We start from the raw sequence: 12,633 nt of genomic DNA, 5'->3' as shown, positions 1-12,633 counted from the left end.
CTTACCAGAAGATGATGTTGAGGGCGATGACCATGACCAGGCCGACGCTGGCGAGCTTGGTGGGCTGCTGGTACCACGCCAGCTTCCCCTCGTCGGCGTCGTGGAAGTCCTTCTTCGGCGTCAGCGACCAGACCAGGCCGCGCAGCTCGGACTCGGCCCGGGGCTTGGTGACCAGGCTGATCGCGACGCTGAGCAGGACGTCGACCACGAACGCCGCACCGGCGGCCGCGAAGCTCGCGCCCTGGCCCTTCAGCCCGATGGCGCCGATCGAGAGACCACCCAGGGCGTCCTGGCTGAGCACGCCGACGACCACGGCCGCCACCGTGCCGGCCACCAGGCCGATCCAGGCGGCCGTCGGCGTCATCTTCTTCCAGAACATGCCCAGGATGAAGGTGGCGAAGAGCGGGGCGTTGAAGAACCCGAACAGCGTCTGGAGGTAGGTCATGATGTTGGAGTACGACGCCGCGAAGGTCGCCGTCCCGATCGCGATCACCGTCGCGGCCACGGTCGCGATCCGGCCCACCCGCAGGTAGTAGCCGTCCTCCTTCTCCTTGACCACGTAGGTCTGCCACAGGTCGTAGGAGAAGACGGTGTTGAACGCCGAGATGTTGGCCGCCATGCCGGCCATGAACGAGGCCAGCAGGCCCGCGATCGCGACCCCGAGCATGCCGTTGGGCAGCAGGTCGCGGATCAGGTAGAGCAGCGCGTTGTTGTAGTCGGCGGTCTTGCCGGCCGCCTTGGGCTGCGCGATCTCGTTGACCACGACCGCGGCGATCATGCCGGGCAGGATCACGATGAACGGGATGAACATCTTGGGGAAGGCGCCGATGATCGGCGCGCGCTGGGCCGCCGAGATCGAGCTGGTCGCCATCGCCCGCTGGACCTCGACGAAGTTGGTGGTCCAGTAGCCGAAGGACAGCACGAACCCGAGGCCGAAGACGATGCCGATCACCGAGAGCACCGGGCTCTCGATCCCGGTCAGCGTGGTGCCGGGCCAGGAGTTCAGCTGCTCGGAGCCACCGGCGGTGGCCATGATCTTCTCCTTCAGGCCGCCGTACCCGCCGACCTTGTGCAGGCCCACGATCGTCAGCGGCAGCAGGGCCGCCACGATCACGAAGAACTGCAGCACCTCGTTGTAGATCGCGGCCGAGAGCCCGCCGAGGGCGGTGTAGCTGAGCACGATCGCCGCGGCGACGATCAGCGAGATCCACAGCTGCCAGCCGAGGATGACGTTCACGATCTTGGCCAGCAGGTAGAGGTTGATGCCGGCGATCAGCAGCTGCGCCAGCGCGAAGCTCAGCGCGTTGACCAGGTGGGCCGCCGTGCCGAACCGGCGGCGCATGAACTCCGGCACCGAGCGCACCTGGGAGCCGTAGTAGAAGGGCATCATCACCACGCCCAGGAACAGCATCGCCGGAACGGCGCCGATCCAGAAGAAGTGCACCGTGGGGATGCCGTACTGCGCGCCGTTGGCCGACATGCCGATGATCTCGACCGCGCCGAGGTTGGCCGAGATGAACGCCAGGCCGGTGACCCAGGCGGGCAGCGAGCGCCCGGAGAGGAAGAAGTCGATGCTGGAGGACACCGAGCGCCGGGCGGCGATGCCGATGCCCAGCACGAAGACGAAGTAGACCCCGATGAGCAGGTAGTCCACCCAGTTGGTGTCGAGCCGTAGGGATGTCGCTGCCGCCAGAGTCACCATGGAAGCCCTCCTGCACAAAGGTGTCGACGGCGTGTTCACCGCTCGCGGGACGTTACTCCCCTCCCGGCTCGTGTGGTGGACGACCCACCTGTCGGCACGCTGACTAGAGTGCGGCCCATGAGCTGGCTGGTCACCGGAGGAGCGGGGTACATCGGGTCGCACGTGGTGCGGGCCTTCGACGAGGTGGGGATCCCGGTCGCCGTCGTCGACGACCTCTCCAGCGGACACCGCGAGTTCGTCCGCGACGACGTCCCCTTCGTCGACGGCAGCATCCTGGACACCGACCTGCTGACGCGCACGATGGCCGAGCACGAGGTCGAGGGCGTCGTGCACCTGGCCGGCTTCAAGTACGCCGGGGTCTCGGTCGACCGCCCGCTGCACACCTACGCCCAGAACGTCACCGGCACCGTGTCGCTCCTCGAGGCGATGGCGGCCACCGGGGTCGGCTCGATCGTGTTCTCCTCCAGCGCCGCCACCTTCGGCACCCCCGACGTGGACCTGGTCACCGAGGAGACCGCGACGCTGCCGGAGTCGCCGTACGGCGAGAGCAAGCTGATCGGCGAGTGGGTCATCCGCGACCAGGCCCGCGCGACCGGGCTGCGGCACACGTCGCTGCGCTACTTCAACGTCGTCGGCTCGGGTGCGTCGGACCTGTTCGACACCAGCCCGCACAACCTGTTCCCGATCGTGTTCGAGATGCTGCTCGACGGCCGCACGCCGCGGATCAACGGCGACGACTACGCCACTCCCGACGGCACCTGCGTGCGCGACTACGTCCACGTCGCCGACCTCGCCGCGGCCCACGTCGTCGCGGCGCAGCGCCTGACCGCGGGCGAGCCCGTGCAGCCGGTCTACAACCTCGGCAGCGGCGACGGCGTCTCGGTGCGCCAGATCATGGACGCCATCCGCCGCGTCACCGGCATCGACTTCACCCCCGAGGTCGCCCCCCGCCGCCCCGGCGACCCCGACCGGATCGTGGCCACCGGCGAGGCCGCCGGCCGCGACCTCGACTGGCGGATGCGCCACACCCTCGACGACATGGTCCGCTCCGCCTGGGACGCCCGCCGCGGCTCCACCCGTCCGGCATGATCGGCGCATGACCTCACCCAGCGCGCCCATCACCGACCTGTTCTCCCTCGACGGCAAGGTCGTCGTCGTCACCGGCGCGTCCTCGGGCCTCGGCGTCGCCTTCGCGGAGGCGTTCGCCCAGGCCGGCGCCGACGTCGCGCTGGGCGCCCGCCGGGTCGACCGCCTGGCCGACACCGCCGCGCTCGTCGAGGCGGCCGGGCGCCGCGTCCTCACCGTGGGCACCGACGTGTCCTCCCCCGAGGACTGCCAGGCCCTCGTCGACCGGACCGTCGAGGAGCTGGGCCGGGTCGACGTGCTGGTCAACAACGCCGGCATCGGCACGGCGTACCCCGCCACCCGCGAGACGCCCGAGCAGTTCCGCCAGGTCATCGACGTCAACCTCAACGGCTGCTACTGGATGGCGCAGGCGTGCGGGCGGGTGATGCAGCCGGGGTCCTCGATCATCAACATCTCCTCGGTGCTCGGCCTGACGACCGCGGGCCTCCCGCAGGCGGCGTACGCCTCCTCCAAGGCGGCCCTGATCGGCCTGACCCGCGACCTGGCCCAGCAGTGGACGGGCCGCAAGGGCATCCGGGTCAACGCGCTGGCGCCGGGGTTCTTCGCCTCGGAGATGACCGACAGCTACCCCGAGGGCTACCTGGAGTCGCAGCAGGCCCGGATCCCGGCCGGCCGCAAGGGCGACCCGCGCGAGCTCGCCGCGACCGCGGTCTTCCTGGCCTCCGACGCCGCCGGCTACATCACCGGCCAGACCCTCGCCGTCGACGGCGGCATGACCATCACCTGAGCCGTAGGCCCGCTCAGCCCAGCGCGACCAGCCCGGCCAGCACGGCGAGGGCCGGGACGGTCCCCTGCACCAGCGCCGCCCGGGTCTTGCTGCGGTCCGAGAGCAGCAGGACCAGGGCGGCCGCGAGCATCGACCCGCAGGCGAACAGCAGCAGCGTCAGCCCGACCGCGCGGTCGCCCGGCGCGACGACGGCCCCCGCGGCGGCGCCGACGGCGAGGAACAGGTTGTAGAACCCCTGGTTGTACGCCAGCCCCCTGGTCGTCGCCGCGGTCTCCGCGGTCGTCCCGAACACCCTCCGGGTCGCCGGGTGCTCCCACCGCACCGACTCGAGCACGAAGATGTAGACGTGGAGCAGCGCCGCGACGGCGGCCAGGACGCACGCGACGATCAGCATGGGCCGGACGCTACCGCCCGCCGGACCACGACGAGTGGAACACCAGGGTCGTCCCGGTCCCCCGCTGACGACGCTGGCGTTCCACTCGCGCCTCTCGGCCTGCTCTCCGGCGCCAGCGTCCCCCAGGATGGGCGCGTGGACGACAGCGCCCTCCCCTTCAGGCTCGCGCCGCACGACCTGCACGTGCGGCTGGGGGACGAGTACTACTACGTGCGCGCCGTACGTCGTGGGACGTCGTCGAAGGGGGGTGGGTACGGCGGTGGATCGGGCGGCGGGTCCGGCGACGTCGGCGACGTCGTCGTCGCCCTCGTCGCGATCGTCCTGCTCGTCCTGCTCGCCCTCCTGTTCGGCCGTCGGATCGAGCGGGCGTTCGAGCGGTGGCAGCGGCGCCAGCCCTGGAAGGTGGTGGTCCTCCGGGCCACGGGCGACGCGTGGGGACCCACCGGCCGGCTGCGCACGGTCCACCGGGAGACGGTGGTCAGCGCCGAGGCGCCGCGCGCGCGGCTGGCGGAGCTGGCCGACGAGGTGCGGGCGGGGAGGTTCGCCGGTCGGGTCGAGCGGCGGGTCTGGTCTCGGCGACGGGCCTAGCGGCCCTGCTCGACGAACAGGACGGCCGGAGTCCGCGGACCTTCGACCCGGGCCTGGCGACCACCGCTTTGCGAGACTGGACGCATGAGCCAGCCGCAGTCCGTCCGCGTCCCCACCTCCGCCCTGACCCTGGACTACCCGTTCTCGCTCGGCGTCTACGAGCGCTACGAGCAGGCCCAGGAGGCGGTCGACTTCCTCTCCGACCACGAGTTCCCGGTGCAGAACTGCCTGATCGTCGGCACCGAGCTCAAGCAGGTCGAGCGGGTCACGGGCCGGCTCACCTACGGCAAGGTCGCCACCGGTGGGCTCGTCTCCGGCATCTGGCTGGGTCTCTTCGTCGGCCTGGTGATGTCGCTGTTCGGCAGCGGCAGCACGTTCTCGATCATCGCCTCCACGATGCTCTTCGGCGCGGTCTTCGGCCTGGTCTGGGCCCTGGCGGGGTACGCCGCCACCCGCGGCCGCCGCGACTTCACCTCGGTGAGCCAGGTCGTCGCGACCCGTTACGAGGTGCTCGTCGAGCACAAGTTCGCCCAGCAGGGCCGCGAGCTGCTCACCACCATGAACGCCCCGCAGCGCCCCGACGGTCTCTGATCCCGCCTCCACGCACCCGTCGACGCCGGCCCCGCTAGGTTGCCTGCCATGAGCTGGCAACCACGAATCACGATCATCGGCGCCGGCTTCGGCGGCCTGGGAGCCGCGGTCGAGCTGACCCGCGCGGGCTGGACGGACGTCACGATCCTGGAGAAGGCCGACGGCGTCGGCGGGGTCTGGCGCGAGAACACCTACCCCGGGGCCGCGTGCGACGTGCCGTCGTCGCTGTACTCCTGGTCCTTCGCGCCCAACCCGCGCTGGCCGCACCGCTACTCCCGCCAGCCCGACATCCTCGCCTACATCGAGCGCACCGCCCGCGAGACCGGTGTGCACGACCTGGTCCGCACGGGCGTCGAGGTCGCGTCGGCGGCGTACGACGACCAGGACCGCACCTGGACGCTGACCACCACCACGGGCGAGACGCTGGTGACCGACGTGCTGGTGACCGCGATGGGGCAGCTCTCGCGTCCGGCCGTGCCCGACCTCCCGGGCCGCGAGACCTTCGCCGGCCCCGCCTTCCACTCCGCGGAGTGGGACCACGCGGTCGACCTGACCGGCAAGCGGGTGGCCGTGCTCGGGACCGGGGCGAGCGCGATCCAGTTCGTCCCCGAGATCGCGGAGCGGACCGCCCACGTGACGGTGTTCCAGCGGTCCGCGCCGTACGTCGTCCCCAAGCCCGACCGGGAGTACACCCGCCTGCACACCCGCGCGTTCGACCGCTTCCCCCGCACCCAGCACCTGGGCCGCGAGGGCGTGTGGCGGCTGACCGAGGCCTTCAACAAGGCCCTGATCGAGGACACCTGGCTCAAGAAGGTCGTGCGCACGGCCTGGCGCGCCCAGCTGCACCGCCAGGTCCGCGACCCCGAGCTGCGCGCCAAGCTGGTGCCCGAGGACCCGTTCGGCTGCAAGCGGGTGCTGTTCTCCAACGCGTGGTACCCCGCCCTGGCCCGGGCGGACGTCGACGTGGTCACCACCGGCGTCACCGAGGTCCTCCCCCACGGCGTCCGCGACGCCGACGGCACCGAGCACGAGGCCGACGTCATCATCTACGGCACCGGGTTCGCGGCCACCGACTTCCTGGCGCCGCTGACGGTCACCGGCTCCGGTGGGGCCGACCTGCGCGAGGTCTGGGCCGAGGGCGCCCACGCCTACCTCGGGATGTGCGTGCCGGGCTTCCCCAACCTGTTCATGGTCTACGGCCCCAACACCAACCTGGGCGGCAGCTCGATCATCACCATGCTCGAGGCCGCCGCGGGCGCGGTCACCACGCTCCTGCGCCACGCCGACGCGGCGGGCGACCGGGCCGTGGAGGTGCGGCCGGAGGCCGAGGCGGCGTACGACGGGGAGGTGCAGGAGCGCCTGGCCAGGAGCGTGTGGGCCTCGTGCCACAACTGGTACCACCAGGACGGCGGGCGGATCTCGACCAACTGGCCCGGCCAGGTGGAGGAGTACCTGCGCCGCTGCGCCGAGATCGACACCGGCGACTTCGTCACCAGCTGAGCAGCGGGACGGTCCGCTCGTCGGTCAGCCGACGTGCACGTGCGGGCGCCGGCGGCGGGACGGCTCGGCGCGGCGCAGCACCTCGCGGGTGGTGGGGGCGACCTCGCCCATGCCGAGCAGCAGGAACTTGGCGAAGTTGCGCAGCGGGCTGCCCTCGGTCCACTCGAAGTAGACGTGCGGGAGGGCGCCGGTGACGTCGCGGACCTCGAGCAGGAGCGCGGCCAGGGCGTTGGAGACCGACGACGACTCCAGGGTCAGCACGCGGTAGCGGCCGTGCAGGACCTCGCCGCGCACCTCCAGCCCGGTCTCGAAGTCCGACGGGTCGGTCACGGTGACCTCGACGAACACCACGTCGGCGTCCGGCGGGAGGTCGTGGTCGCGGCGGATCTGGCGCTCCTTCTCGGCGTACTCCTCGGCGTCGCGGGCGTCGGGCTCGTTGGCGACCAGCCGGATGGTGCGCTTGGCGCAGTCGCGCACGAAGCGGGTGGCGGTGGCGTCGAGGTCGACCTCGGTCACCCGCAGCTCGAAGGAGCGCAGCAGCCGTGAGAGCACCGAGACCGCCACGATCGCGGCGATGAAGCAGGCGCCGATCTTGACGCCGTCGGGGCGCTCGGTGACGTTGTCGACGGTGGTGTAGACGAAGACCAGCGTGACCGCGGCGAAGGCGACCGTGCGGACCCTCTGGCCCGCGCGACGGGCGGCCAGGGTGACCGCGACCGCGGCGCTGGTGATCAGCACGAGCACGCCGGTGGCGTAGGCGCCGCCCTGCGCGTCGACGCTGGCCTTGAAGATCCAGGTGATCAGGAACGCGGTGGCGGTTAGCACGAGCACCAGCGGCCGCACGGCTCCGGCCCACTCCGGGGCCATCCCGTAGCGCGGCAGGTAGCGCGGGATCAGGTTGAGCAGGCCCGCCATGGCCGAGGCGCCGGCGAACCACAGGATCGCGATCGTCGACACGTCGTACGCCGTCCCGAAGGCGTTGCCGAGCAGCTGGTGGGCCAGGTAGGCCAGCGCGCGACCGTTGGCCGGGCCCCCGGAGGCGAAGTCCCCGGCCGGGATGAGCAGCGTCGTGGCGAAGGAGCTCGCGACCAGGAACACGCTCATCAGGACCGCGGCCCAGGTCAGCAGCCGCTTCGTGCCGCGCACCCGGCCGGCCGGGGCGGCCGGCGTGTCGGTGTCGTCGCCGCTGACGTGGGGCATCACCGCGACGCCGGTCTCGAAGCCCGAGAGGCCGAGCGCGAGCTGGGGGAAGACCATCAGCGCGACCGCGACCATCATCACCGGGCTGCCGTGCTGGGTGGTCAGGGCCGAGCCCCAGTCGGGGACCAGGTGGGGCTCCTGCACGACCTTGCCCAGCGCCACCACCAGCACGACGGCGTTGAGCGCGAGGTAGACCCCCACCAGGCCGACGGCCAGGCCGATGGCCTCGGAGAACCCGCGCAGGAAGACCGCTCCCAGCAGCGTGAGCAGGCCCAGGGTGATCCACAGCTCCTGGCCGTGCAGGAAGGAGGGGACGTAGGGGTTCTCGGTCACGTGCGCCGCGGCGTCGGCGGCCGACAGCGTCATGGTGATGATGAAGTCGGTGGCGGCGAACCCGAGCAGCACCAGCACGAATAGCTTGCCCGACCAGGTCGGCAGCAGTCGCTCCAGCATCGCGATCGACCCCTGGCCGTGGGGGCTCTCCTCGGCGACCCGGCGGTAGACCGGCAGCGCCCCCAGCAGGGTCACCACGACCAGGACCAGGGTGGCGATCGGCGACAGCAGGCCGGCGGCCAGCGCCGCGATGCCGGGCTGGTAGCCGAGCGTGGAGAAGTAGTCGACGCCGGTCAGGCACATCACCTGCCACCACGGCTTGGGGTCGACGTGCGGCTCCGGGCGGGTGCCGCGGCTGCTGCGGACCGGGCCGCGGGCCACCGGGGCCGGGCCGCTGTCGGCTGCGGTCGGGGAAGCGCCCGTCGGATCGGCACCCCGGTCGGGGGCGCGGTCATCGGGCACGCGGGAGGTCGTCGACGTCGTCGTCACGGCGCCCATGCAACACCGGCCCACGCGTCGGGACCCGCGGCCTCACAGGATCCTAACGAGGCTGTGAGCCACCCCTCCCGGGCCGCGGCGGGAGGTGCACGGACCGTGTCAGGAACGGGCGGTCGGGCGTCAGGATCGCGTCAGGACGGCGTACGTCGGCCCGCGGGCGACGCAGCATGGGGCCGTGACCCAGCTGACCGCCCACGCAGCCCCGACGCGCCCCCGGGCCCGTCACGTTCCCCTCCGTGCGGTCGGTCCCCCACGGCTGGGCGACGAGCCCGGGGTCAGGTTCGCGCTGGTCCACGTCGCGCTGGTCGGCGCGACCCTGGCGAGCGGGGTCCTGACGTGGTCGGGCCCGGTCCGTCTCGACGTCCTGGGTGTCGTCGTGGTGGTCGCGGCCTGGGTCCTGCCGCTCCGTCCGGGCCTGGCCGTCGCGCTGTCCGCCTGGGCCCTGTGGACCGGCTTCGTCGAGCACCGGGCCGGGGAGCTGACCCTGGCCCCGGCGGACCTGGGTCGGCTGGCGCTGCTCCTCGCGGCCGCGGCCACCGCGGCCTGCGGCGCCTGGTGGACGGCGCGGCGCCGTGGGTGAGGCGGCGTACCTCCTGCTGCTGCTCGCCTCGGCGCTGGTGTGCTGGCTGGTGGTGCAGCGGTGGGACCCGTGAGCGCCGGCCGTCGCACGCCCCGCGGCTGCGCCATGATGGCGGGGTGCGCGTCCCCACCGACCGGTTCCACCGGGTGAGCGGTGCGCCGGGCCCCCACCTCACGGGGAGGGCGCTGGGGCGGCGGCGCACGGCGTACGGCTTCGTGCTGGCGGTGCTGCTGCCCGCCCTGGCCGGGGCCGCGCTGGTGCCCCTGCGCGGGCCGGTCAACCTGGTCAGCGACATGCTGCTGTTCCTGCTGCTGACGGTCGTGGTCGCGCTCGTGGGCGGTCTGCGACCCGCGCTGGTCTCCGCGGTGGCGGGCTCGCTGGTCATCAACTACTTCTTCACCTCACCGCTGCACACGCTGGCGATCAAGGATCCCAACGACGCGTTGGCGCTGTTCGTGTTCCTGGCCGTGGCGATGCTGGTCAGCTCCGTGGTCGACCTGGCCGCCCGCCGGACCCACCAGGCCGACCGGGCGGCCGCCCAGACCGACGCCCTGGCCCAGGTCGACCGGACCCGCACCGCCCTGCTCGCCGCCGTCGGGCACGACCTGCGCACGCCGCTGGCCGCCGCGAAGGCCTCGGTAGCGACCCTGCGCAGCCCCGACCTGGTGCTGAGCGCGGAGGACCGCACCGAGCTGGTCGAGACCGCCGAGGAGTCGCTGGACCGCCTGGCCGGACTGGTGGAGAACCTGCTGGACATGAGCCGGCTCCAGGCCGGTGCGATGGCGGTGAGCCTGCGACCCACGGCGCTGGCCGAGGTGGTGGCCCGGGCCCTGGACGACGTGGGTCCCGGCGCGGCCGGCGTACGCGTGGAGCTGCCCGACGACCTGCCCCCGGCGCTGGTCGACCCGGGGCTGCTCGAGCGCGTCCTGGTCAACGTCGTGGCCAACGCGTTGCGGTTCTCCCCCGCTGACCAGCCGCCCCGGCTCCTCGGCGCCGCCGTCGCCGCGGACGCCGCGGACGCCCAGGACACCCAGGACACCGGGGGCACCCCGGACCTGGTCGAGCTGCGGCTGGTCGACCGCGGGCCCGGCATCCCCTCGGACCGGCGCGACGAGGTCTTCGCCCCGTTCCAGCGCCTCGGCGACACCGACAACTCCACCGGCGTCGGGCTGGGCCTGGCGCTGTCGCGCGGGCTGACCGAGGCCATGGGCGGCGGGTTGGAGGCCGAGGACACCCCGGGAGGCGGACTGACCATGGTGGTGCGGTTCCGACGGGCCGAGGAGCCCCACGAGACCCCGCGACCGGGCCTGCGCGAGCGCGGCCTCCCCGACGAGGAGCAGGCGTGACCCGGGTCCTGGTCGTCGACGACGAGCCGCAGATCCTGCGCGCGCTGGCCATCAACCTCCGCGCCCGGGGGTACGACGTGCACCTCGCCCGCACCGGACGCGAGGCCCTGGAGGTGGCCGCCGCGCAGCACCCCGAGCTGGTCGTGCTCGACCTCGGCCTGCCCGACCTCGAGGGGGTGGAGGTGATCGCCGGGCTGCGCGGGTGGACCTCGGTGCCGGTGCTGGTGCTGTCGGGGCGCTCGGACTCCACCGACAAGGTCGAGGCGCTCGACGCCGGCGCCGACGACTACGTCACCAAGCCCTTCGGGATGGACGAGCTGCTGGCCCGGATGCGCGCGATGGTGCGTCGAGCCGGTGCGGGTGCCGAGGAGGAGGCCCCCTCGGTGCGCCTGGGCGACACCCTGGTCGACCTCGCCGCCCACCGGGTCGTGCGCGACGGCGAGGAGGTGCGTCTGACCCCCACCGAGTGGCACCTGCTCGAGGTCCTGGTGCGCCACCCGGGCCGGCTGCTGAGCCAGAAGCGGCTGCTGGCCGAGGTGTGGGGGCCCGGCTACGAGACCGCGCAGGGCAACCTGCGGCTCTACATGGGCCAGCTGCGCCGCAAGCTCGAGCCCGACCCGGCCCGGCCGCGGCACCTGCTCAACGAACCCGGGATGGGCTACCGCTTCGAGCCCTGAGCGCCCCCTCCCGCGGTCGGCGCGAGCAGGCGGAGCTGCACGGTCTGGAGGAGCCAGAAGACCAGGAACGACAGCAGGAGGACCACCTCGGCGGCGATCACGGCGTGGTCCCACCAGCCCAGGAGCGAGGCCGGCACGACGGCCACCAGGGTCGCGGCCATCACGACCGCCACGACCGCGTAGGTGCGGCCGTAGGGGAACCGTTGCCACGACCTCCGCCCCGCCCGGTCGACGTCGTCGCGGTAGAGGTCCCACCGGGCGGTCAGCCGCGAGACCGGCTCGGTGCGACCCGCCACGACCCCGGTCAGCATCACGAACATGGTCGCCGCGGCCGGGAAGTGCACGTGCTCGGCGAAGCGCGGGTCCAGCGCGCGCCAGCCGACCAGCCCCGCGACCAGGACGGTCGCCGTGCCCAGCCCGGCCAGGCGGGCGCGGCGCTGGGGCGCGGTGAGCGGGCCGAGGCCTCGGCGTACGGCGGCGGAGGCGGCGTACGTCGCCCCGGTCCCCAGCACGAGCGCCCCCAGGTAGACCAGCAGCGCGTCGTCGGCGACCGACACGTCGTACGTCGCCGGGAAGGGCACGCCCAGGCAGGCGGCGTCACCCGGCTCCAGGACCGTGGGGGCGAAGGCCACGACGGGCGCGAGCACCCCGGCCAGGTCGAGCAGCAGGTTCTCGGTCCAGGTGCTGCCGCTGTAGGCCACCAGCGCCACCCCGATCGCCACCAGCCCGCCGACCAGCACCGGGCGGGCGTCGGTCCACCAGTACGCACTGATCGAGGTCAGCAGGCAGCCCCGCTGCACCCGGTCCACCACCACGGCCGCGAGGATCGCCAGCGCCACCCCGGCCAGCGCCACGCGCAGGGTCACGTGGGTGATCAGGTGGTGGTCCGGACCACGGTCGCGGACCGCGGTCCCCGGCGGCGGGGACGTCATGGAGCCAGTGTCGCCGCCGGCACCGACAGGTCACCAGGTCTCCCGCTCGAGGGGTCGCTCCTGCTCTCGGCGCTACGCTCGCCGCGTGACCGCCTCCCCCGCCCTCCGGCTGGGACGGCTGCTCGTCGCCCTCCTGGCCGTATCGGCGGTGGTCACCGAGATCGCGACGACCGTGGAGCGGGGGATCTTCGAGGCGGGCAACTTCTTCAGCTACTTCACGGTCCAGTCCAACCTGCTGGCGGCCGCGGTCCTGCTCGCGTCGTCGTACGCCGTGCGACCCTCGCGCCGCCTAGACGTCCTGCGCGGTGCGAACACCGTCTACATGGTCGTCGTGCTGGTCGTCTTCGCGCTCTTCACCCTCGCGGTGACCTGGGCCGTCACCCGCCGGCGCGCCGCGACGACGTCCCCGCCCGTCTGAG

13 protein-coding genes are annotated in these 12,633 nt (G+C 72.9%); 9 read left to right on the top strand and 4 right to left on the bottom strand.

Annotation, left to right across the window (positions count from 1 at the left end):
- Position 1 precedes the first annotated feature (1 nt).
- A complete protein-coding gene (locus tag ACYVDA_RS07105; protein WP_460816519.1) occupies positions 2-1,702 on the bottom strand; it encodes a sodium:solute symporter family protein in 1,701 nt (566 codons plus the stop codon).
- Positions 1,703-1,819: 117 nt separating this feature from the next.
- Between ACYVDA_RS07105 and galE the strand changes: the two genes are divergently transcribed.
- Together galE and ACYVDA_RS07095 are read left to right on the top strand one after the other, a co-directional pair.
- The gene (galE, locus tag ACYVDA_RS07100; protein ID WP_460816517.1) at positions 1,820-2,791 is read left to right on the top strand and encodes a UDP-glucose 4-epimerase GalE; all 972 of its coding nucleotides are present in this window, start codon (positions 1,820-1,822) and stop codon (positions 2,789-2,791) included.
- A gap of 7 nt (positions 2,792-2,798) precedes the next feature.
- Positions 2,799-3,575, top strand: coding sequence for an SDR family NAD(P)-dependent oxidoreductase (locus tag ACYVDA_RS07095; protein ID WP_460816515.1), 777 nt, complete (start codon positions 2,799-2,801; stop codon positions 3,573-3,575).
- 13 nt (positions 3,576-3,588) lie between these two features.
- Here the strand turns inward: ACYVDA_RS07095 and ACYVDA_RS07090 are convergent, their stop codons facing one another.
- Complete coding sequence (locus ACYVDA_RS07090) at positions 3,589-3,969, bottom strand: DUF1304 domain-containing protein (protein ID WP_460816513.1); 381 nt, start codon at positions 3,967-3,969, stop codon at positions 3,589-3,591.
- 135 nt (positions 3,970-4,104) lie between these two features.
- On the opposite strand from ACYVDA_RS07090, the gene ACYVDA_RS07085 reads away from it, so the two are divergent.
- The 3 genes from ACYVDA_RS07085 to ACYVDA_RS07075 all read left to right on the top strand — a co-directional run bounded on the left by ACYVDA_RS07085 (position 4,105) and on the right by ACYVDA_RS07075 (position 6,648).
- The gene (locus tag ACYVDA_RS07085; protein WP_460816511.1) at positions 4,105-4,557 is read left to right on the top strand and encodes a hypothetical protein; all 453 of its coding nucleotides are present in this window, start codon (positions 4,105-4,107) and stop codon (positions 4,555-4,557) included.
- Positions 4,558-4,641: 84 nt separating this feature from the next.
- The gene (locus ACYVDA_RS07080) at positions 4,642-5,148 is read left to right on the top strand and encodes a YflT domain-containing protein (RefSeq protein WP_460816509.1); all 507 of its coding nucleotides are present in this window, start codon (positions 4,642-4,644) and stop codon (positions 5,146-5,148) included.
- Between the two features lie 48 nt (positions 5,149-5,196).
- Entirely contained in the window at positions 5,197-6,648 is a 1,452-nt protein-coding gene (locus ACYVDA_RS07075; protein ID WP_460816507.1) for a flavin-containing monooxygenase, read from the top strand.
- Between the two features lie 24 nt (positions 6,649-6,672).
- Here ACYVDA_RS07075 and ACYVDA_RS07070 read toward each other — a convergent pair whose 3' ends face one another.
- On the bottom strand, positions 6,673-8,670 hold the full coding sequence (locus tag ACYVDA_RS07070) for an APC family permease (RefSeq protein WP_460816505.1): 1,998 nt from the start codon (positions 8,668-8,670) through the stop codon (positions 6,673-6,675).
- Between the two features lie 184 nt (positions 8,671-8,854).
- Here ACYVDA_RS07070 and ACYVDA_RS07065 point away from each other — a divergent pair, with 184 nt between their 5' ends.
- The 3 genes from ACYVDA_RS07065 to ACYVDA_RS07055 all read left to right on the top strand — a co-directional run bounded on the left by ACYVDA_RS07065 (position 8,855) and on the right by ACYVDA_RS07055 (position 11,282).
- Positions 8,855-9,259, top strand: a complete 405-nt coding sequence (locus tag ACYVDA_RS07065) for a hypothetical protein (RefSeq protein ID WP_460816503.1) — start codon at positions 8,855-8,857, stop codon at positions 9,257-9,259.
- A 116-nt stretch (positions 9,260-9,375) separates the two neighbouring features.
- The gene (locus ACYVDA_RS07060) at positions 9,376-10,605 is read left to right on the top strand and encodes a sensor histidine kinase (protein WP_460816501.1); all 1,230 of its coding nucleotides are present in this window, start codon (positions 9,376-9,378) and stop codon (positions 10,603-10,605) included.
- A complete protein-coding gene (locus ACYVDA_RS07055) occupies positions 10,602-11,282 on the top strand; it encodes a response regulator (RefSeq protein WP_460816497.1) in 681 nt (226 codons plus the stop codon). The genes ACYVDA_RS07060 and ACYVDA_RS07055 overlap by 4 nt, the downstream gene beginning before the upstream one ends.
- Here the strand turns inward: ACYVDA_RS07055 and ACYVDA_RS07050 are convergent.
- Positions 11,264-12,214: a hypothetical protein gene (locus ACYVDA_RS07050; protein ID WP_460816494.1), complete on the bottom strand. Its 951-nt coding sequence runs from the start codon at positions 12,212-12,214 to the stop codon at positions 11,264-11,266. The two genes, ACYVDA_RS07055 and ACYVDA_RS07050, sit on opposite strands and share 19 nt — an antisense overlap.
- A gap of 85 nt (positions 12,215-12,299) precedes the next feature.
- Here ACYVDA_RS07050 and ACYVDA_RS07045 point away from each other — a divergent pair, with 85 nt between their 5' ends.
- Positions 12,300-12,632, top strand: a complete 333-nt coding sequence (locus ACYVDA_RS07045) for a hypothetical protein (RefSeq protein ID WP_460816492.1) — start codon at positions 12,300-12,302, stop codon at positions 12,630-12,632.
- The last annotated feature ends 1 nt before the right edge of the window (position 12,633 follow it).

It is taken from the genome of Nocardioides korecus, from assembly GCF_054778395.1.
This window is presented reverse-complemented; position numbering and strand designations above follow the sequence as displayed.